We start from the raw sequence: 21102 nt of genomic DNA on the forward strand, positions 1-21102 counted from the left end.
GCTCCTACACTCCTTCACTACATTTATTTTATGAACAAAGAAAAGCTAAACCTGCTCATTGAACAGAAGCAGGACTTTAAAATAGGGGAAACACTGAAAATATCATGGGAAATGTTTAAACAATACCCAGGTTTCTCTATGGGATATGCTCTATTTATACTATCTGTACAATTTTTATTTGTATTATATATCCCTGATTTTCTTTTGGTTTTCACTCTTTTTCTGGCTGGCCCCCTGCTTGCAGGTTTTTTCTTGGCTGCCAACAAAATTTCTCAGGAAGAAACCCTGGAATATCCTGATTTTTTTAAAGGGTTTCAATATTACATTCCCTTGGTCCTGGTTTGGTTGGTTAGCCAAGTATTGGTCGCTATAGGGTTGTTTGCATTGGTACTGCCTGGAATCTATCTAATGGTTTCTTACATGTTTGCCATGCTTGCGGCTATATTTTTTGGTCTGGATTTTTGGAGTTCCCTTGAGTTTAGTAGAAAGTTGGTTCATCGTAATTGGTTGAAGTTCTTTATGTTTGGATTGTCACTGGCTTTGCTTAACTTAGCAGGGGCATTGGTATTTTTGGTGGGGTTGGCTATCACTCTTCCCCTTACCTATTATGCCATTTATATCGTTTTTGAAAAAATTTCAAAAGGGGTGGTTCTTAAGGAATAAGCATTTCAAGGTCTAATACATATCGATTAATGAGATTCAATACCAGAATAAAAGTTATCATAGGGTTTATTTTGGCCGTTTTACTGATAATTGGGGTGAGTTCGGTCACATACATCAACGTTAACAATCTGCTTGGGTCAGTGGAATCCCTTTCGGTTCCCAACGAGAAACTTAGAGAACTGAATTATCTTTTGGCAGATGTTTATCAATTGGACAAGGCCAGATATGTCAATACGGAATACGCTGATGCCAATACAGACGATCAGGTGGATTATATTTCTAAAATTCATCACAGAATTGCCTCACTCAAGACCAAAGCCAAGGATCCAGGCGAAAAAGCGAAAATTGAGAGCATAGGCTACGATGTAACCCAGCTCATGGAAGTTTATAATGGCCTTGAAGAAGTTAAGCAAACCTTGATGAAGAGAAATTTTAGCAAGGAGGCCTTGAATAACATAGAACGAAAAATTCGCAGAAAAGAAGAACTGGGGAAACTCCAAAATCTAGGTAAAATGAGAGCGGGTGCCAATCAGCCTCATAACCTAAAGCAAAAACTCTCTCCGAATGATTCCATCAACAAAAGTCAAGGCAACAAACCACTTTTACAGGGGGGTGACAAACAACAAATGGCCGAATTGATGAACCTCATGAGAATCAATATCAACCGAAAAGACGAAAGTAGCCCTGAAAAAACATCCTCATCCGACTCCATACTTTACGCCATCAGAAACATCGTGCTGGAAATTAACACTGAAGAAAGGTACCTGAGGTCTAAACTGGCTGCCATGGAGTTTGACCTCACTAGTAAAAACAAGGAGCTTATTATTAATATACAGCAAATCATTACAGCACTTCAAGATGAGGCCGTTGAAGAATCCGAAAATGAAAACGATGCTGCTTACGCACTGGCCAGCCGGTTTTCCACCTTATTGGGAATATTGACCCTTATTGGCATTTTTGGGGCATTCGGTTTTATTTATACCATCGTTAGGGAAATCAACCAAACCGAAAGCTACCAATCCAAACTTAGGGAGGCAAAAAAGCGATCTGACAACCTAGCAAAAGCTAAACAAGATTTCTTAGCCAACATGAGTCACGAAATTAGAAACCCCCTTCATGTCATTCAAGGTTACAGCGATGCTTTGCGGAAAACCTCACTTGACCCTAAACAAAAGGAGTTCGTTTCTATGATTGGCTTCTCTTCAGAAACCCTTATTGGAATCGTAAATGACATTTTGGATTTCTCTAAACTAGAGGCTGGAAAGATAAAAATAGAACGTGCCCCTTTCGATCCCTACAAACTCTTCCTGAAAATAAAGCGGCTTTTTGACCAAAAAGCATTCGAAAAGGGCTTAAATATTAACCTGAAATTGAACCTTACTAAAAACAAGTGGCTTATTGGAGACCAACTCAGAATCAAACAAATTCTGAACAACCTGCTTTCCAATGCCATCAAGTTCACAGAAAAAGGTGCGGTGAACATTTCCATTGAAAACAATAAAGACTTTCTTACCATCCAGGTGGAAGACTCTGGTATGGGGATGAACGAAGAAACGAAGAAAAAACTTTTTTCGGCATTTCAACAAGGGGACGACAGCATCACAAGAAAATTCGGGGGCACAGGGCTAGGTTTGGCAATTGTAAAAAAATTGGTAGACTTGCAAGGGGGGGAAATCGAGTTTAAAAGTGAACAGGAAAAAGGTAGTGTATTTACTGTAAAACTCCCAACTGAAATCACTGATCCCGGCCTTGTTTGTTCAGATATTTCAGAAAGCCAATTTTCTCTAAAAGGCCTGCATGTTTTACTTGTCGACGACGACCCTATAGGGTTGAAGTTTATCCACTTTCTTTTGACCAACTTAGGGGCCAAGGTTACACCTTTATTAGGAGGAATAGAGCTAAGGGAAAAATTAACAGATCAGGATGAATTTGACTTGGCCCTATTGGATATTCAAATGCCAGAAGTAAGTGGTTTCGATGCAATAAAGCTCATTAGAAAAAATTCAAAGCTTAATAATATACCTGCTATCGCCTTGACGGCAAATGTATTTGCCAAGGACAAGGAAAAGCTGGAAGAAGCAGGCTTTGATGGACTGGTTTTAAAACCCTTTAAAGAAAAAGACCTGCTGATGGAAATTGTTAAATTAATAAAGTTGACATCCGTAGAGTCCTCATTTAGCCTCATGGAGCCCCTAATTGGAAAAGAAAGTCCTTTTTATGATCTTTCCGAATTAAATCGCTTTTGCATGGGAGATGAAACCATCCTTCATGAGATCATAAGTGACTTTTACTCCCATACCTGTTTAGACCTGTTGAAAATCAACAAGGCAATGGATGAACAAGACTATGATACGGTAAAGTCCATCGCCCACCAGCTAAGTTCCAGACTTGCCCAGCTAAAGATATCAGCTAGTAATATAGCAAGATCCATAGAGGAGGAAATAAAACAGAACCGAATTGAAAGTGTCCATGATAAAGTTTGGCAGCTCACTGAAATGGTGCACAAGGTATTAGACAAAATGGCCAAGGATTACGAGGGATTACTTGCACAGTAATGATGGAATTTATGCTTACAAAAAAAACCTACTTTGGAGCCAACTGCTAAATTAATGATTCCGTAAATTGGCTATCAGCTCACTCTTTTTCATCTTGGATCTTCCTTCAATGCCTATCTCTTTGGCTTTTTGGTAGAGTTTTTCCTTGGACCAATCTTCATAAGGTGAGGCTTTTCCACCTTTTCGACCAGCTTCCTTACTGTCCGCATTGGCTATTCTGGCAGACTTTTCTTTGCTATATCCCTGATCTCTCAAGGCTTCGTATTGGGACTCGTTTTTTATGCTTGCCCTTGTGTTTTTCTTCATCTGTATATGTTTTTTTAGCTGTCATAGCCTGCCCCTGCCAGCCCCGATCTCGATTCGGGGAACTTATTTCAAGGGAATCTCGCAAGTTCAATAATCATCCCTTTACGAGTCGTCTTCGTCATACTCGATTTCATCACAGGTATTAATAAATTGCTACGACTTCCTTCTGTATTCGTCACTTTCACTACTCCATTCTCTTTCGGATTGGTTACCCCTGAACAATTCGTCTTTGGCCTTTTGGCTAGGGTTTGCTTTTTTCTTTTTTTTGTCCGATTCAGTGGAGGCTTTACCATCTCTGGCATCTTCTTGTGCTCTTTTGAAAGCGTTATCATCGAGCTTCTCGTTTTCTTCCTCTGGGATGTTGTTCTTTGCCTTTACCATAATCAATATTTTTACTTAACTAAAACATAAATCGTTCCAAAACCACTATGAATTGGCAACCTTTAATCCCAAATGATTTGGTATTCCTTGACTGATAGAATATATTCACCCAAAAAACGATCAACCTTATTTTTTGCAGTATAAAATGGAAGAAATTCCGAGTAGCAAAGAAAATCAAAAAAGGCGAAAACAGATTAATCCAAATATGATCAGGAACTCACGAAGAAAATTCATAAAAAGCTCCATTTTGGCTATGGGTACCGTGGCTATTGTCCCAAGACATGTATTGGGCATGGGCTACTTAGCACCTAGTGACCACCTAACAAAAGGTATTATTGGTGTGGGAGGAATGGGAAGAGGCCACTTCAAATACGCCGGAACCAAAACCGTAGCCATATGCGATGTAGATACCCGACATATCCAAAAATCCCTTGAGGTACTTGGCAGTGGCGTTAAATCCTTTGATGACTACAGGGAACTGATACAACTTCCTGACGTGGACATTGTCCATATTGCAACTCCTCCTCACTGGCATGGCATCATGGCGGTGGATGCCGCCCGACAGGGAAAGGACATATGGTGCGAAAAACCCATGACAAGGACTATAGGCGAAGGGAAAAAAGTGGTAGAGGCGGTTAAGACACATGGTAATATTTTCCGCTTAAACACATGGTTCCGCTTTGATGCCAATTTTTATGGAATGAACACGGAGGTGAAAAATATAAAAAAACTGGTACAGTCAGGAATGCTAGGGTGGCCTCTCAAGGTCACTGTAGGTAAACTCACTGGGTTTGATTGGAAATTTTACTGGGTGGGGCGAACTAATCTTGCTAAAATGCAAGTACCAAAAGAACTGAACTATGAGCGTTGGTTGGGCCCGGCTCCGCATAAACCCTATCATGAGCACAGAGTGCATGGCACCTTCAGAGGGTATTGGGATTATGACGGAGGTGGATTAGGGGACATGGGGCAACACTACATGGATCCCATTCAGTATTTTCTCGGAAAGGATGATACTAGCCCCATAAAAGTAGAGATAGATGCACCCCAGCAACACCATGATGCTGTAGGTACCTGGAGAAAGATCACCTATACTTATGAAGATGGCTGTCAAATTATCCTAGATGGAGAAGGGACTCAAGAGGCACCCTATATTTCTGGCCCCGATGGCAACCTTTACAGGGGGTTCGTATCCGATATCCCGGATTTTGAAAGAAAACTTGCCCAATTCCCGGATCCTACCCCACAGGTAACCGACTTTGTGGAGGCAGTTAAATCGAGGAGAAAATTTGCACTTAATGAGTCAAATGGCCATCGTTCCTGCACTATGGTAAACATGGGGCTAATTGCCTTGCGGCTGGGTAGAGATCTGAATTTCAATCCTAAAACACAGGAATTCATAGATGATGATGCTGCCAACAGGCTGATCAATCAGCCCATGAGAGCTCCCTATACGCTGTAAGAATACCAAAAAAAACATCTAATGAGAAGGATAACCATACTAAACATAACATTTTTATTTTGTCTTGGCTTTCATTTGGGATTTGCTCAAAGTAACAACGACAGCAGAACCCAAGCCACCAAAATTGCTGACCTGCTCAACAGATTTCCGGCTCAAGACAAAAATAGCCAGGAAACCAATATGGCTCAAATGGCCGCATTGGGCAGGGAAGGAATTACGGAAATGGCCCTAATGCTTACCGAAGGAGGGGACAATGAGAAGCTGGAATATGCCCTATCTGGATTTGCATTCCATGCAAGCGATCCAGACAATTCTGATTTGGCTAGAATGACCGTTCAGGCTTTCGGTAAAGCCTTGGACAACTTAGATTATGTAGAGGGCAAGGCGTTTCTCATCCGGCAACTTCAGTGGCTTGGCAAAGAGGATGCTACTCCCTTTCTGGAATCCTTCCTTCACCATGATGAGCTTGCTGGTACTGCTGCCAGGGTATTGGACAACATAGGATCCAAATCTGCAGAACAGGCCTTGATACTGGCACTCAATAGCTCAGAAAACCCTGACCATATCAAACATTTTATTGAGGCTCTCGGTGACATGAAAAGCATGGATGCTCTGGAGGATATAGAGCCATACTTAAACCACTCGGATTCCCAGAAGCGGAAAGTAGCTCTCTATGCATTAAGTCAAATTGCCTCTCCTTCCAGTGCCAAGGAATTGGGCAAAGCCGCCAAAAACGCGGATTTCACCTATGAGGCCACAAATGCCACTTCCAGTTACTTAACTTACATAGCCAACCTTGCAGAAAAAGGCGAAAAGAAGAAAGCCGGAAAATTAGCCAAAAAACTTCACAAACAAGCCTCCGCTACGCACCAAAGCCATACCAGGGCTGGAGCTCTCCGATTACTAAACAAACTTAACCCGAAGCTTGCAAAAAAATTAATCCATCAGGCTGCGCTTTCCACTGACTCCAAGTACAGAGGTGCTGCCCTTCGCTTGGCCTTGGAAAACGACCCAGAGAAAGATTGGAAAGAATGGGAGCAAACACTCCAAAAAGCAGAACTCGAAGCAAAAGTTTCCATCATAGAGATGACGGGGCAATTACAGGGGCAGCAGGTAATTTCAACCTTAAAGCCCTTGCTTTACCATGAAAACCCAACCATAGTACTGGCCACCATAGAAAGCATCGTAAAAGTGGGGGGAAGCAAGGTTTTGGAAGACCTGCTTAACCTAGTGAACCAAGCAGAAGAAGATGTCTTAATAGTACTGGAAAGGGGGTTAAAAACCATGCCTGGAGAGGATGTTACTACAAAAGTGGCTCAAAAGATCGATGAATTGGATAACGATAAAGGCAAAATAATGTTACTCGATGTTTTGGCCACTAGGGCTGCCTCGGACCAAGTGGAAACCGTATTGGCTTTGGCAGAAAAAGAGACAGGGGATCTTCAGAAAGCTGCAATTACTGCTCTTCCCCCAATGGTAAACCCTGAACATCGATCAGCATTGATTGCACTGCTAAAAAACAGCAATAAGCAGGAACATCTCTCCATGCTTGGTGAAGCACTTGTGAACGCAACACTCAGATTAGGAGACGAAAAAGCACAGGCATTATGGGTTGACCAGACATTACCCGATCTAGAGAAGGAGAAACAAACCTACCTCTATGATATTCTGGGACAAACAGGAGGAAAAGTAGCATTCACACAGTTGATGGCTATATATAGTAAAGGTAATAATGCACAAAAATTGGCTGCAATTGAGGCATTGAGTAAGGCAAAAGATGCTGACGCTGCATTTCTATTACTGGATTTGGCCAGAGGGGCAAGGCAACCAGAACATAGGGAAAACGCCGTTCAAGGGCTAATCCGGCAGACTCCTGAAATGGAGCTCAAGGACGAAAGCAAGGTGATATACCTAAGAAAAGCCATGGCCTTGACTTATCAAAGTGAAACAAAAAACAAAGCCTTGCTACAATTAGGCCAATACCCAATTTTCCAGGCCTTGGTGGCAGCGGGGAACTATTTAGATGACCCGGACCTGGAGCAAGCAGCAGCTAGGGCAGTAATGAATATTATTTCAGAAAGACAGGACTTGTATGGGGATACCGTAAAAAAATTGGTTTCTAAAACCAAAGATGTGATTAGTGGTCAGGACAGCCAATATTACAAAACATCTCTCCAAAAATTCCTCGACGAAATGCCAGAAGGCAGGGGCTTTTACCCACTATTTGACGGAGAAACTCTTGATGGGTGGCAAGGGGTGTTTTCAAATCCCATAGACAGGGAAAAAATGTCCTCTTCCACCTTTGCCAAAGAACAAACTAAGGCCAATGAAAAAATGATGGAAGGATGGAAAGTGCAAGATGGACTTTTGATTTTTACTGGCAAGGGAGACAACATCGGCACGGAAAGGAAATATGGAGATTTTGAATTGATGATAGATTGGAAAATCACCCCCAACGGCGATGCAGGAATATACCTAAGGGGTACTCCCCAGGTGCAAATCTGGGATACCGCCAGGACAGAGGTAGGAGCAGAAGTGGGTTCTGGTGGACTTTATAATAATGAAACCCACCCCAGCGAGCCTGTTTTAGTGGCGGATCATCCTGTGGGCGATTGGAACACTTTTCATATCAAAATGGTGGGTGAGAAGGTAACAGTATACCTAAATGGAGAACAGGTAGTGGATGAAGTCCCCCTAGAAAACTATTGGGATAGATCAAGCCCACTTTTTCCTTCTGAGCAAATTGAACTTCAAGCACACGGTACCCATGTGGCTTACAGGGATGTCTACATCAGGGAACTGGAGCAGTCACCAACCTTTGAGCTAAGTGCAGAAGAAGAGGAAGAAGGGTTTGAGGTGTTATTTGATGGGAAATCCATGGAGAATTGGATGGGAAATACCACTGACTACATCATCGAGGATGGTGTCATGGCCATCTATCCGGATAGAGGAGGCAATGGCAACCTATATACCAAGGAAGAATACAGAGATTTTCTGTTTAGATTTGAATTTAAACTTACTCCAGGAGCCAACAATGGCTTAGGCATTAGGGCCCCAAAGGAGGGAGATGCGGCGTATGCCGGAATGGAACTTCAGATTTTAGATGATACAGCGGATATTTACAAGAATCTGAAGGACTATCAGTTTCATGGCTCTCTCTACGGTGTGGCTGCTGCCCAACGGGGCCACCTTAAGCCAGTAGGAGAATGGAATTACCAAGAGGTAAGAGTAGAAGGAGACAATATACAGGTGGAATTAAACGGAAATTTGATTTTGGATGTGGACATTAGCGAAGCTAGGGAAAACGGGACTTTGGATGGTAGAGATCACCCTGGTTTATCCCGGGAAAAGGGGCACATCGGATTTTTGGGGCACGGAGATATCGTATATTTTCGTAATATCCGCATTTTGGATTTAAGCAAATGATTACTCAATTTTTGAATTTTATTAGGTAGGCCAATTGGATTCAGGCTATTAAACGTAAAAAGCAGGAGAACCTCTCCTGCTTTTTAAATTTGAAAACTAAACCAACTATTATTTAACTACCATAATAGAACAAAATTAGCAATTAAAACCTAAATTCAAAATTTAGGCTTCAAAAGGTAAATAACTGATTATTTTTTGTTATCGATTTTATAAAGTATTCCCAATGCCAATGCCTGGGAATACTGAACTCCCGGATCTTGGTCAAAATCGTAAAGGTTAATACTGGTAAGGGTCACATTGATCAAACTGGTAATCTTTGCGGTAATGGTAAGGTCAAGTCTATGGTCTATCCTTTCCCAGTTTAAGGTTTCATAGTTGGCAAACATCATATACCTGGTCTTGATGTTGAAATTTTCCGCAATATCCTTATTCCAAGTAGCGAATAACTGAAATGCCAACCATTCTGTACGAATGGTCTGTCCCTCCGGCACCCCATAATTGCTGGGCTCTCCCTCAATAATATTGGGATCCGTCACGAAGGTCAACCTGGGTGAGAACGGCCCCATCCTTAGGGAAAACTCGTCGTTTGGCCTATACTCAAACCCAAGTGAGGAGGTGAGGAAACCGGGTGACATAAATCCAGAAATCAAGGTGGTAGTTCCATCGGGATTGAATTCAAACCCATCGGTAAACTGACTTAAAAAGTTGAGGGAGAAAAATGTCCCCCATTTATTGGTAAGCCGATAGCCTGCTTTTGAATCCAAAAAGATTCTGTCATTTGATTTTCTAGTCCTTTCTCCTTCGTTTTTCACAATTCCATAGAGTAATTCCATTTCATTGTCCCAAGTGAACCGGTCTTTTCGGTACAGCGCTTTTCCGGCAATGATCCCTCCAAATGCCACCGAATTGATACCCCCGGCTTTCCAGTTGGCGCTGAAACCTGCCTGGTTAAAATTTAAGCCTGCACTAAATTCCGATAGCCAAAAAGTAGTGTCCTTTTTTGCCTCATCGGATAATACATCTACGGATTCCGCTAAATCGTCCACTTGTGAATAGACTGCTGTTGCAAATAGCAAGGAAATTGAAAATAAAATCAAAAATTTTCGCATTTTCAGTGAATTTATTGGTGGTTAATTAAGTAAGATTATTCTATATCTAAGGAAATTAGAGCTTTTCTTATAGAAAACCAGATAACTAAACTTCTTCGAGAAAGTTTTGGTTTGAAAAAATAAACTTGGAAATTAAATTTATCTTTCAATATAAAAATCACTTGGTACAAAGTATAAAACTATGGAAAAAGGTTCAGAAAACGACTTGATTGTCCGTGATTTTTTGGCTAGGCAAAGAACAAAATTGGCAAATGACCGCACTTTGCTAGCCTATATTCGAACTAGCCTCTATTTCCTGGTAAGTGGCACTGCCTTGATGAAGGTTGAGGATCTTGCCAATATAAAGGAGTTTGGTTACCTGTCATTTTTAATCAGTTTGGTTCTATTGGTCTTAGGTTTTTTTAATTTTTTCCGGATTAGGTCAAAGATTTTGAAGGGCAAGTATCACAAAATGTGACAAAATCCACAAAATTGATTTCCAAGATTTGAAATTGGTAGGTTTTTTGAAGTAGAGGAATTCAAACCAATCTTTAGTATAATGAAAATATTCGGAATAATATTGATCGTAATCGGAATCATCATGTTCATCATCACTGGGGTGAGTTATACCAGTGAAGAAACTATTGTAGATGCTGGCCCATTGGAATTAAGTGCTGAACAGGAAAAAGAGGTGAACTGGCCCCCATATGCCGGCGGTGCGGCAGTAATTGCCGGTATCGCACTAGTGGCCCTTTCCAGAAAAGGATAATCCTTATAATTCCAGGGCGATTTTAGTAGTAATATACCAAATCGCCCTTATTTTTGTCTCTCCCATTTTCTATCCCATTAGTCATAAAATTTTAAGCTTTGAGATTAGCCGCAGTAGATATAGGGTCTAATGCGATACGTTTGCAAATTACCCACGTCACCCAATATCAAGGGGAAATAAAATTTAAGAAACTGGAATACCTTAGGTTTCCCCTTAGGCTGGGCTCGGATGTGTTCAGCACGAAAAAAATCAGCCCTGGCAACCGAGAGAAATTCCTGAAGCTAATGCAAGCTTTTAAACTTCTAATAGACCTCTACGAGGTGGAAGAGCATATGGTCTGTGCGACATCCGCAATGCGAGAGTCCACTAACGGGAGAGAAATAGCCAAGGAGGTGCTTAAGCTCACTGGATTGAAAATTCAAATCATAGATGGAAACAGAGAAGCTGAATTGATCAACATGGCCCTGGGGCAATATATTGACAACAGAACCTTTTTGCATATAGACGTAGGTGGTGGAAGTACGGAATTAAACATCTATAAAAAATCGAGAAAAACTGCCAGCATGTCTTTCAAAATAGGATCGGTAAGGACCTTGGACGAAAAAGTCTCCCTCTCGCAGTGGAGGAAAATGGATACATTTATAAAGGAACACCTCAAGGGGGAAACTGCTCAAATCACATGCATAGGTACTGGAGGAAATATCAATAAGGTTTTTGAAATCAGCAAGCCCAGGAAAAACAAAAGGTATTTGGAACTAGCCACTATTTTAGAGGTGCTGGATCAATTAAATGGGCTAACTTTTGAAGAACGGATTCATTTGCTCAACCTAAACCCAGACCGCTCCGATGTAATCATCCCTGCGACAAAGATTTACCTTGCGGCGATGCAATCTGCAAACTCCCATCGAATGATAGTCCCAGATGTGGGACTAAAAGATGGAGTAATGAGCTATTTATTTCAAAAAGCCACAAGAATCAGGTAAAACCGAGCTAGGGGTTTACTCGATAAGTTTTACATCCGAGATCATTGCAGGAGTCAATTTGAAAAACTCCTTGTGAATATTGAATACTTCCTCCCCTTTATTTGGTTCTTTGTGGATATAGCTACCATCTTCCTGCATCACATAGGCATTTACATTGTCTCTCAGGTTATAGGAGAGAATATTCATTACTTGTTTTTCCAGGACTGATGTTTCTACGCGGAAGAGGGATTCCAGCCGCTTATCAAAACTTCTCACCATGGCATCTGCACTACCCACATAAGTGCGGGAATCCCCGTCGTTATGAAAATGATATATCCTTGAATGTTCCAAAAACTCACCAACTATGGAAATCACTTGAATATTTTCACTTAGTCCTGGTCTGCCAGGCCTAAGACAGCAAATACCTCTCACAATCAATTTTATTGGTACCCCTGCCTGCGAGGCCCTATACAGCGCGAATATAAACTCAGAGTCTTCCAAGGAATTAATCTTGATAAAGATCCCTGATTTCAGTCCATTTCTGGCATTTTCTGCTTCTTTTTCAATAAATTCAATAAGGCGATTCCGCATTTCTCTGGGGGAGGTCAGCAGGTTTTGATAGGTAGATGGCAGCGAATGGCCGGTAATAACATTGAAAAATTCACTGACATCATTGGCCAGCACTTCATTGGTGGTAAGAAGTCCTATATCGGTATATATCCTTGAAGTTTCCTCGTTATAATTACCCGAACCTAGGTGTACATAGCGAGTGACTTTACTTTCCTCCTTTTTGACGATTAGCAAAAGCTTAGTGTGTGTCTTTAAATTACTGATTCCATAGATCACAAAACAGCCTGCTTTTTGGAGACGCTTTGCCTCTCTAATATTGTTTTCCTCATCAAAACGGGCTTTTACCTCAAAGAGCACCGAAACGTGTTTCCCGTTTTCTACTGCCCTTAGCAAGGCATTTACAATGTTGGAGTTTTTGGAAAGCCTATAAATGGTCATCTTGATGGCCATCACATGCGGGTCATCAGCAGCCTTCTCCAAGAGATCCATAATGGGCTCCATACTGTTGTATGGATGATGCAAAAGGACATCCTTATGCTTAAGCACCTGAAAAATATCCTCAGTGGCTGCATCCGGATAGGAAAGTGGTGGAATTGGAGGAGGGGTGGGTGGAATTTTGTCCTTAAACCGCTTATTGCCTATCACTTGCCAAAGCCCGGTAAAGTCCATAAGGCTTTTTCTGGGTATCTTAAAAATACTATCGTCATTGATAATCCAACGTTCTTTGAGTAGGTTAATCATCCACTTGCTGTAACCTTCCTCAATCTCTATGCGAACCACCCTGCCTGTCTTTCTTTCATTCAATTTTCGCTTTACCTCTTCCAGGAAGTTGGTATCCATATCTTCACTTTCCTCCAAGGTGAAATCGCCGTTTCGGGTTATTCTGAAAAGATTTACCGACTCTATATTGACATTTCTGAACAAGGAAAAAACATGCTCCCGTATCACTTCCTCAATAGGGACATATATCATTACGTTTTCCCGCTCAATCTCAAAAAACCTTGGGATGTTTGAGGGAATCTGGACGAAGGAAAGTTTTCGATTATCCTTTTTGTCTCCCTGATTAATGGTAATTACCCCAAAAATCAATAGCTTATTCATCAAAATGGGAAAGGTATGGTAACCGTCAAAGACCATTGGGGTAAGCATGGGATAAACAGCCTTAAAAAAATAATCCTTAATGATTTTTTGCTCTTCATCCAGGAGGTTCTTTACATTACTGAGAATGAAACCTTCCTCTTCTGTACTTGGCAAGAGCTCCTCCATGAAGGTTTCATGTTGTCTCCTATGGAAATTCTGGGACTCTATCATCAACTTCATCTTGAAAGCATCCTCCCTTAGTCCAGAATAATCAACCCTAACCTTGTCGTAATCCAGGTAATTGTACAGTGAGCCCACCCTAATCATGAAAAATTCGTCCAGATTGGAAGCTGTGATGGCCATAAACTTCAGCTTTTCGAAAATATTCCTTTGCTCCTTCTTTACCTGGTCAAATACCCGTTCGTTGAACTTCAACCAACTAAGGTCTCTACTGATCAGGTCACTTGCCTGAATTGTTTCTTCCATCCGGTCGGTTACTATCATATGCGTTGGCTTTAGGAATCGGTAAGTTGGTACTAAATTAATCAAAAATAAAAAAAGGGGCCTAATGCCCCTCAAATATTCGAGTTATTTTTAAATCAAGTATCGATTTTTGCGTATTTGGCATTTTTCTCAATAAACTCTCTACGAGGAGCAACCTCATCTCCCATCAACATACTGAAGAGATGGTCAGCCTCCGCGGCAGAATCTATCGTCACCTGTTTCAAGGTTCTGGTTTCAGGATCCATGGTGGTGGTCCACAACTGCTCAGGGTTCATTTCACCAAGACCTTTGTAACGTTGTATGCCAACGCTATCCGTTTTTCCATCCGGAGCCAGTTCGGCTGTAACTATTTTTCTTTCTTCCTCGGTCCAGCAATACCTTTCTTCCTTTCCTCTTTTCAAAAGATAGAGAGGGGGTAGAGCAATATATACGTAACCGTTTTCTATTAAATTACGCATATACCTGAAGAAGAGAGTCAAAATCAAGGTTCTAATATGTGAACCGTCAATATCGGCATCTGTCATGATGATAATCTTGTGATAGCGCAAGTGGGTAAGATCCAATTCCTTCTCATCATTCGCCGTTCCTATCTTCACTCCTAGTGCCGTGAGTATATTCTTTATTTCTTCGTTGTCGTAAATTTTATGCTCCAACGCCTTTTCTACGTTGAGGATCTTTCCCTTCAGGGGAAGTATGGCCTGGAAATCCCTGTCCCTACCTTGCTTAGCCGATCCTCCTGCGGAATCTCCCTCCACCAGATAAAGCTCGCAAATAGAGGGGTCTGTATTCGCACAATCTGCTAACTTACCAGGAAGGCCTCCTCCTCCGAGTACGTTTTTCCGCTGTACCATCTCCCTGGCTTTTTTTGCAGCGTGCCTTGCTTGGGCGGCTAAAATCACCTTGTTTACGATGATTTTTGCTTCCTTGGGATGCTCCTCTAACCAGGATTGAAGGGTTTCTGATACTGCACTGTCGACCGCCCCTGACACTTCACTGTTCCCAAGTTTGGTCTTGGTCTGACCTTCAAACTGAGGTTCTGCCACTTTCACGGAGATTACCGCAGTTAAGCCTTCTCTAAAATCATCTCCTGCAATTTCAAGCTTAACCTTATCCAGCATGCCTGATTTATCTGCATAGGATTTAAGAGTCCTGGTCAATGCCCTTCTAAAACCAGCCACGTGGGTTCCTCCCTCATGGGTATTAATGGTGTTTACATAAGAAACCACATTCTCATTGAAGGTGGCATTATAGCTCATCGCCACTTGTACGGGCACGGCATTTCTTTCTGCTTCAATGTAAATAGGATGATCAATTATTTTTTGACGGGTCTCATCCAAGTATTCCACAAATTCAACCAAGCCTCCTTCTGAGTAAAAGTGGTCTTGACGATAATCCCCATTATCTTTTTCTCTAAGATCTTTTAAGCTTAAGCTAATTCCAGCATTTAAAAAGGCCATCTCCCTAAGGCGGGTGGCTATAGTTTCATATTTGTATTCCAATACCTGAAATATCTCTGGATCAGGCATAAAATGCACCGTAGTGCCTCTCTTTTCGGTGGTGCCGATTTCCCGAACAGGATATTGGGGAACACCTCTTTCATATTCTTGTTCATAGACTTTCCCACCCCTTTGCACTGTGGCCTTGAGATGAGTGGAAAGGGCATTCACACAGGATACACCTACACCATGTAATCCCCCGGAAACCTTATAGGTATCCTTATCAAATTTTCCACCAGCATGCAGTACCGTCATTACCACCTCGAGGGCAGACCGGTTTTCCTTTTCGTGAAAATCCGTAGGGATGCCACGTCCATTATCTTCCACCATTACGGAGTTATCCTCATTGATGGTAACTTGAATACTGTCACAATGTCCCGCAAGTGCCTCATCTATGGAATTGTCTACCACTTCCCATATCAGGTGGTGAAGGCCCTTCACTCCTATATCGCCAATGTACATGGCGGGCCTTTTCCGTACTGCTTCTAATCCTTCTAAAACCTGAATATTTTGGGCGGAATAATCGCCGCGATGCAACTCTTTGTCTTTACTCATATAATCATGTGATGTGGATAGCCTTTTCATCAAAAAAGGATAATCCTAAAAACTTAAACTATCTGCAAAAATACAGAAAAAAACTGGGATTTCACATTTAGGACCATGCTAAACTCAACTTAAAACGCACCAATATCCCTACCTAAAAAACACTACTTTAACCTTCCTCTTTAACAGGAAATATCTATTCATTATCCAGACTCTTCTCTCTTTTTACCCTACACATAACTTAAGCTTTCAATGGTGGAAAAATGGAGTTTATTTACAATTGTTTAACTATTTATAAATAGAATTAAACAAATTTAATTCTATTTAATTTAGTAGTTGAAAAATTATTTAAATCAAAATTAAACATGAAACGTAGTTTAAACGGAAAATTATGAAAACTCTGTTATTGAATGAAATTATCGGTTTGGAGAAAATCCTTGACAGTGACCCTGTAGCCATCACCTTTTTTATAGGTTACATGGCAATGTTTGCCTCGGCAGTGTTTTTCTTTACTGAAAGAGGGTCTGTAGATCTCAAATGGAAAACATCCCTCCTCATTTCAGCTTTAATCACTGGTATTGCCGCAGTACACTATTATTACATGAGAGATTTTTATCTTTCAACCGGTCAAAGCCCCACGGCATTTAGATATGTTGACTGGACCTTAACGGTTCCTTTAATGTGTGTGGAGTTCTATTTACTCACTAGGCCATTCGGTGCTAAGGGAGGAACTTTGTTTAAACTAATTCTTGCATCTTTGCTTATGTTAATAACCGGATACATCGGTGAAACCTCCGGCATCGAAAACAATGTATTCTGGGGCATTATTTCGACCATCGGTTATTTGTACATCGTCTATGAGGTGTTCTTAGGGGATGTTGCAAAATTGGCCCGTGGATCCAACAGACCAGCACTACAAAAAGCCATGTTCTTACTCAAGATTTTTATAACCCTAGGATGGTCTATTTATCCTTTAGGTTATATGGTTTTGCCCGGTAATCTTCTTTCGGGATTATTTGAAGTAAGTAGCATTGACCTCTTCTATAATCTTGCCGATGCAATCAATAAAATTGGATTTGGCTTGGTGGTTTACACCGTGGCCATTGCAGAATCCAAAAAGACTGCTGTACCAGCATAAAAAATAAATACGGGCCATGAACTTGTTTCATGGCCCATTTTACGGCATTATGACATTTGATATAATTATTTCAGGATTAGGCTGCGCGGGATTAAGCTTAGTAAACTATGTTCTTGATTCACCTTTGAACCAAAAAGCTATTCTTTTAATCGGTAACGAAGGGGAAGGGGAAAAGAACAAGACCTGGTGCTACTGGGCTGAAACCCCACTTGCCATTCACCCATCGGTAAAACCATTGGTAGCATGGAAGAACCTGAAATTTATTCACAGGGATGATAAAATCTCTACATCCTTGGATCATTTGAATTATTATAAAGTAAGCGCCGAGGATTTTTATAAGGAGATTTGGGAAAAAATAAACCAATACCCTGGAATCACCTACATCAATGACTTTGTGGAGGATATTCTCCAGGAGGATGGTTCTTTGAAAATTAAAACGAAAAATTCGGGCTGCTTTTTGGGGAAAAAGGTTTTTAACTCGATCCAGCTACCCCATATGCAAAACCATTCTCGTTTGAACCAGGTTTTCCTTGGCTGGGAAATAAAATCGGACAGGTTGAATCTGAATAAAGATGCTGTCACCCTTATGCATTTTGACTCAAAGAATGGTAAGGAGATGGGTTTTACCTATATCCTCCCCTTCAACCAAAACCATGCATTGGTAGAATACACCCTGTTTTCAAAAAACAAACTCCCTTCAATGGATATAATGGAGGCCGAAATAAAGAAATACATCCACTCACAATGGGGGATAACGGACTATTCCATTACTTACAGGGAGCAAGGAGTCATTCCCATGTCCACATTCCCCCCAAACCTAAAGGACTATCAAAACTTATATCATATAGGATCCATCGCTGGATGGACAAAACCATCTACAGGATACACTTTCCATAAAATTCAAACCCGTTGTCAATCCATTGTCAACAACCTGTTAGATGACAAAAGGATTAACAAACATGCCTGGGAAAGAGCAGGGAGATTTAAGTTTTACGACAATATTCTGCTCAACATAGCCTATAAATGGCCTGAAAAACTGCCTGAGGTATTTCTGGATTTGTTTCGAAAAAATGCTGCCAAAAATATTCTTAAATTTCTAAATGAGGAAACTAGTCTATGGGAAGAGATTAGGTTACTTGCAAAGTTACGGTTTAGAATTTTTATCAGATCGCTTATACATTATGACCGATATTGAAAAGTTGGGTAAACTCTTTGCCTATGGAGTTGGCGTACTATTCTTGATCTTCTTCCGGGAAAATCAAACCTTTGAATGGGTGATTTTTATAGGTGTTTTTCTCCTTGTTGGAATTCCCCATGGCTCTTTAGACCACCTTATCTATCAAGAAAGACAAGTCCCAGGAAATTTATTTGGTTTTTTTCTCCGTTATATCTTGGTAATTCTCTTATACCTCGTACTTTGGTTTCTTTTTCCGGTTTTTTCCCTGCTCATTTTTCTGATTATCTCTGCTTATCACTTCGGCCAAACCCATTTTCTTCAACAGGAAAACAATAGCTTAAGCCCACTGCTCTTTCTTAGCTTAGGTGGATTCTACCTTAGTTTGATTCTTTGGAGTGATTTTGAAAATACCCAGGCAATTTTGAGCGAAATTGTAAATATAACCGAATGGTTTCAGGCTGGTAAACTTATGGTGGTGAGCTTTTTTTTGGCAACATCCATATTGCTATTAATTGATTTTTCGATGAAGAAAATTTCTCTGGTCGTGGAAATGTTGGTATTAGGAACCTTGCTCTACTCCCTTCCCTTATTACTCTCCTTTGTTGTTTATTTTGGTTTTTGGCATTCCCTTCCGAGTCTGAAAACTCAGTTCGAAAGTTTGACTGCCCACATGACCAAAGGAAGAATAAAATGGTTTGTGCAAAGGGTTCTTCCACTCACTGCCATCAGTGTGCTCGGAATTTTCTTGGTTGTCTTTATAAGTTCTGATTGGCTTTCGGAGGGGGAGCGTATTTTATTGTTTTTTACTCTCATCTCACTTATTTCTGCTCCGCACATTTGGGTCATGGACAGATTTATTAAAAGCAGAAATCGAGCATGACACAGGCGACATACAGAGTATTTAACATTGGCATTTGCAAAAAGGAAATGACGTTTGGTTTCACACAGCCCTGCTCTGGGCTTTTTCAGGGGGCCACAACGAATCCGCAACGCTCTTGGAGTGAAACAATAACTTGTAAAGGGTAGTAATGGTAAATGACAAACGATTATAACCACAAAAAATAAACAAATCTCGAATTAATGTAGCATCTCGGGTCAGAAATGAAACATAGGTCTAATATGCTGCCATATAATCCACCAAAATATCAAAAACGGACCACTCTCCCGATTTTACTTCCACGGGGTTTATGTAATTATTCCTATCGAATGTATTGGCAAAATGCCCATCAGACTCGACCGTAAACAAAGAATACCTGCCTGGAGGAAGCTTTACAGCATATTCTCCGTTCTTATCTGTTTGGATTGTCTCCACCAACTCGGTATGTATAGTTCCAATTAAAAAGTCCCCCACCTCAACCTGATCCACATGGGTCAATTCATGAATCAAAATAGTACGTTGTACCCCCAATTTACTCGTGGGTGCCGCCATCCCAGTTTCTTCATCAGCAATTCTGGGCATTTGGTTACCTTCCGTCCAATAGACATTTCCTTTTATGCCCTCAGATTGCTCTTTGGGAGCTTTACAGGAGTAAGCCAAGATCAGTAAAAATGCACAAATAAAATTCTTCATATTCCATTGAAAAGCTCAAATGACTCCAGGTAGTTTGGGGTTGCACATTGCCAGCCCAACTTCTTTTGCAATTTTCCTGCCAAGGTCCTACATGCCTTTTCTTCTCCGTGAACCATAAACACGTGCTTGGGCTTACTGATAAATCCCCCACACCAATCTAGAAGCTCACTTTGATCTGCATGAGCAGATAGGCCATCGATAAAATAAATAGAAGCTTTCACTTTAATATCTATCCCGTAAATCCTGCATAGTTCTTCTCCATCCAACAACTTCCGACCCCTGGTACCTTCTGCTTGGTGTCCTACAAAAACCACACTGTCGTTTTCATTCGGTAGTCTGTTATAGAGATGGTGCAAGATTCTCCCTCCAGTGGCCATGCCACTTGCTGAGATAATGATGGCGTCACCTTTTACTTGGTTCAGGCTCATAGAAGCCTCTTGGTTCTGGTAATAATGGAGGTTCTTATGTAAAAAGGGGTTTGCCCCCTCCTCTTCCAAACTGGAACCAAGGTGGTGATAGGTACCAAATCTTTTATACAGCTTGGTTACATCAATGGCCATGGGACTATCCACGTATATAGGTATTTCTGGAATCGCACCCTGACGCTGCAACCTGTGCAAGTAAAACAAGATTAACTGGGTTCTACCTACTGCAAATGAAGGTATCACCGTTACCCCTCCCTTCATGTAGGTTTCCTTTATTGCTTTGGCTAGTTGGGTCTGAATGGCTTTGCCTTCGTTTGTCCTATCCCCATATGTACACTCCAAGAAAAGGACATCGGCAAAGGGAATATGGGTGGGAGGGTTTAGGATGGGATCCTGGTACCTCCCCAAATCACCGGAAAAAACAATTTTCTTTTCTTGGCTTTTCCCTTTTACTTTAACCTTAAATATAGCCGCTCCCAGGATATGTCCGGCATTGTAGGCTATTAACCCCACTCCATTGCAAAGTTCAATATTTTCCTCAAAACCAATGGGCCTCAACAGAGCAAACACTTTTTCCGCATCCTCTATAGTGAACAAGGCCATGGGTTTTTCGTGTTTGGAGTAGCCCTTTTTGAGGGCGTACCCCGCCTCTTCTTCTTGTAGCTTACCTGCATCCAGAAGTAGGATCTTTACCAACTCTGCAGTGGGGGCCGTGCAAAATATGGGGCCAGAAAACCCTTCCTTTACCAATTTAGGGAGATAACCTGAGTGATCAATGTGGGCATGGGTTAGTAGCACCATATCCAGGGTTTTGGGGTCTACAGGAAACTTGTCCCAATTTCTCAATCGCAGTTCCTTTAATCCCTGAAAGAGCCCGCAATCTACCAATATCTTCTTTGGGCCGATTTCCAACAAAAACCTAGAGCCAGTAACAGTGCCTGCTCCTCCTAAAAACTTCACCTTAACCTGCATAATTCTTGTTTAACC

Annotated in this window: 17 protein-coding genes; 10 read left to right on the top strand and 7 right to left on the bottom strand. The window is 41.2% G+C overall.

Annotation, left to right across the window (positions count from 1 at the left end):
* Positions 1–30 precede the first annotated feature (30 nt).
* Positions 31–663: a hypothetical protein gene (locus DB520_RS25475; protein WP_114752613.1), complete on the top strand. Its 633-nt coding sequence runs from the start codon at positions 31–33 to the stop codon at positions 661–663.
* A 29-nt stretch (positions 664–692) separates the two neighbouring features.
* On the top strand, positions 693–3218 hold the full coding sequence (locus DB520_RS25480) for an ATP-binding protein (protein WP_114752614.1): 2526 nt from the start codon (positions 693–695) through the stop codon (positions 3216–3218).
* Between the two features lie 51 nt (positions 3219–3269).
* Here DB520_RS25480 and DB520_RS25485 read toward each other — a convergent pair whose 3' ends face one another.
* Together DB520_RS25485 and DB520_RS25490 are read right to left on the bottom strand one after the other, a co-directional pair.
* Positions 3270–3524, bottom strand: coding sequence for a DUF7218 family protein (locus DB520_RS25485; RefSeq protein ID WP_114752615.1), 255 nt, complete (start codon positions 3522–3524; stop codon positions 3270–3272).
* A 153-nt stretch (positions 3525–3677) separates the two neighbouring features.
* Positions 3678–3905 (bottom strand): hypothetical protein, encoded by a 228-nt coding sequence (locus DB520_RS25490; protein ID WP_114752616.1) that lies wholly within the window; start codon positions 3903–3905, stop codon positions 3678–3680.
* Between the two features lie 205 nt (positions 3906–4110).
* Here DB520_RS25490 and DB520_RS25495 point away from each other — a divergent pair, with 205 nt between their 5' ends.
* Positions 4111–5367 carry a Gfo/Idh/MocA family oxidoreductase gene (locus DB520_RS25495; RefSeq protein ID WP_114752636.1) on the top strand — a complete coding sequence of 419 codons (1257 nt, stop codon included), beginning with the start codon at positions 4111–4113 and terminating at the stop codon, positions 5365–5367.
* Between the two features lie 21 nt (positions 5368–5388).
* Positions 5389–8793: a DUF1080 domain-containing protein gene (locus DB520_RS25500; RefSeq protein ID WP_114752617.1), complete on the top strand. Its 3405-nt coding sequence runs from the start codon at positions 5389–5391 to the stop codon at positions 8791–8793.
* A 188-nt stretch (positions 8794–8981) separates the two neighbouring features.
* Here DB520_RS25500 and DB520_RS25505 read toward each other — a convergent pair whose 3' ends face one another.
* Positions 8982–9902: a DUF3078 domain-containing protein gene (locus DB520_RS25505; RefSeq protein WP_114752618.1), complete on the bottom strand. Its 921-nt coding sequence runs from the start codon at positions 9900–9902 to the stop codon at positions 8982–8984.
* Between the two features lie 181 nt (positions 9903–10083).
* Here DB520_RS25505 and DB520_RS25510 point away from each other — a divergent pair, with 181 nt between their 5' ends.
* The 3 genes from DB520_RS25510 to DB520_RS25520 all read left to right on the top strand — a co-directional run bounded on the left by DB520_RS25510 (position 10084) and on the right by DB520_RS25520 (position 11633).
* Positions 10084–10359: a DUF202 domain-containing protein gene (locus tag DB520_RS25510; protein ID WP_114752619.1), complete on the top strand. Its 276-nt coding sequence runs from the start codon at positions 10084–10086 to the stop codon at positions 10357–10359.
* Between the two features lie 81 nt (positions 10360–10440).
* Positions 10441–10650 (top strand): DUF3185 family protein, encoded by a 210-nt coding sequence (locus DB520_RS25515; protein ID WP_114752620.1) that lies wholly within the window; start codon positions 10441–10443, stop codon positions 10648–10650.
* A gap of 98 nt (positions 10651–10748) precedes the next feature.
* Positions 10749–11633 (top strand): Ppx/GppA phosphatase family protein, encoded by an 885-nt coding sequence (locus tag DB520_RS25520; RefSeq protein ID WP_114752621.1) that lies wholly within the window; start codon positions 10749–10751, stop codon positions 11631–11633.
* Positions 11634–11648: 15 nt separating this feature from the next.
* Here DB520_RS25520 and ppk1 read toward each other — a convergent pair whose 3' ends face one another.
* Positions 11649–13766 (bottom strand): polyphosphate kinase 1, encoded by a 2118-nt coding sequence (gene ppk1, locus DB520_RS25525; protein ID WP_114752622.1) that lies wholly within the window; start codon positions 13764–13766, stop codon positions 11649–11651.
* A 95-nt stretch (positions 13767–13861) separates the two neighbouring features.
* Positions 13862–15817: a DNA topoisomerase (ATP-hydrolyzing) subunit B gene (gene gyrB, locus DB520_RS25530; RefSeq protein ID WP_114752623.1), complete on the bottom strand. Its 1956-nt coding sequence runs from the start codon at positions 15815–15817 to the stop codon at positions 13862–13864.
* Positions 15818–16196: 379 nt separating this feature from the next.
* Here gyrB and DB520_RS25535 point away from each other — a divergent pair, with 379 nt between their 5' ends.
* Genes DB520_RS25535 through DB520_RS25545 form a run of 3 tightly spaced genes read left to right on the top strand, consistent with a single transcriptional unit; the run spans position 16197 to position 19000 of the window.
* A complete protein-coding gene (locus DB520_RS25535) occupies positions 16197–16943 on the top strand; it encodes a bacteriorhodopsin (RefSeq protein ID WP_114752624.1) in 747 nt (248 codons plus the stop codon).
* A 16-nt stretch (positions 16944–16959) separates the two neighbouring features.
* Positions 16960–18138 (top strand): lycopene cyclase family protein, encoded by a 1179-nt coding sequence (locus tag DB520_RS25540; RefSeq protein ID WP_114752625.1) that lies wholly within the window; start codon positions 16960–16962, stop codon positions 18136–18138.
* The gene (locus DB520_RS25545) at positions 18125–19000 is read left to right on the top strand and encodes a Brp/Blh family beta-carotene 15,15'-dioxygenase (RefSeq protein ID WP_157972254.1); all 876 of its coding nucleotides are present in this window, start codon (positions 18125–18127) and stop codon (positions 18998–19000) included. The genes DB520_RS25540 and DB520_RS25545 overlap by 14 nt, the downstream gene beginning before the upstream one ends.
* A 234-nt stretch (positions 19001–19234) precedes the next feature.
* Here the strand turns inward: DB520_RS25545 and DB520_RS25550 are convergent, their stop codons facing one another.
* Positions 19235–19690, bottom strand: a complete 456-nt coding sequence (locus tag DB520_RS25550; protein ID WP_114752627.1) for a carboxypeptidase-like regulatory domain-containing protein — start codon at positions 19688–19690, stop codon at positions 19235–19237.
* Complete coding sequence (locus DB520_RS25555; protein ID WP_114752628.1) at positions 19687–21087, bottom strand: MBL fold metallo-hydrolase RNA specificity domain-containing protein; 1401 nt, start codon at positions 21085–21087, stop codon at positions 19687–19689. Before DB520_RS25555 ends, DB520_RS25550 begins: the two co-directional genes overlap by 4 nt.
* Between the last annotated feature and the right edge of the window lie 15 nt (positions 21088–21102).

The sequence above is a fragment of the Pleomorphovibrio marinus genome, from assembly GCF_003347495.1.
Lineage (GTDB): Bacteria > Bacteroidota > Bacteroidia > Cytophagales > Cyclobacteriaceae > Pleomorphovibrio > Pleomorphovibrio marinus.